The 271-nt window shown below is 30.3% G+C and carries 1 protein-coding gene; it reads right to left on the bottom strand.

Features of this window, described 5'->3' with window-relative positions; all coding sequences use genetic code 11:
• Positions 1 to 12: 12 nt before the first annotated feature.
• The coding region (locus SMIDD28_RS10745) for a transposase (protein WP_196756382.1) at positions 13 to 271 on the bottom strand (259 nt) is incomplete at its 5' end.

Here is a 271-nt window from a genome sequence, read left to right as displayed (position 1 = left end):
TTTAGGAAGGGATTAAGCAACTAATTGTTGCTTAATTCCTTTTTGTTTTGGGCCAAACATTTTTGTTATTAAAATAATCCTATTTCTAAAATGGTAATAGTTTCTAAAGCCGTAGGCATTTCTTTTAAGCACTTTTATTTTATTGTTTATTCCTTCAATAGGGCCATTTGTTCTAGTTGGATACTCACAAGTATTTTGAATATATGGCAAGTAAGTCATAAGAGTCTTTAATACTCTTTTTAAACCAGGAGATAGGTCTAATTGCGTAGCT

Source organism: Streptococcus mitis (genome assembly GCF_001579045.1).
Taxonomy (GTDB): Bacteria; Bacillota; Bacilli; order Lactobacillales; family Streptococcaceae; genus Streptococcus; species Streptococcus mitis_D.
Note: the sequence above shows the minus strand (reverse complement) of the source record. Positions and strands in the feature narration are given on the sequence as shown.